This window comes from Pseudomonas sp. F220, from assembly GCF_057813935.1.
This window is the reverse complement of the sequence record NZ_JBVASJ010000167.1, coordinates 1-299: the sequence shown is the minus strand read 5'-3', so window position 1 is coordinate 299 and position 299 is coordinate 1. Positions and strand designations below refer to the sequence as shown.

Annotated in this window: 1 pseudogene; it reads left to right on the top strand. The window is 57.5% G+C overall.

From position 1 onward, the window contains the following. A pseudogene (locus ACZYSM_RS29480) lies at positions 1–144 on the top strand (LysR family transcriptional regulator); the annotation flags it as partial. Between the last annotated feature and the right edge of the window lie 155 nt (positions 145–299).

Genomic DNA, 299 nt, shown 5'->3' with positions numbered 1-299 from the left:
CTGCCGATGCCGACTCGCCGCATCGGCCTCTGTTATGCCGCGCAGGCCCTGGAGTTGCCTACGTTGCGGGCCTTACACGAGTACTTTCAGTCGAATAGGCCAGTGCAGTTTTCTGCCGGTGTCCCAACACTTGCGCCTGCATGATTACGCGTTACACCAATGCGCCCTCAGTTGCGTATTTCGGTCCATCGTGACCGTCCGTTTCGGTACATCGTGACCGACCATTTCGCTAACGCGTGACCGCTCATTTCGCTAACAACGTGACCGATTTTCCGCCTGTTCCGAAACAGCCGGTCACG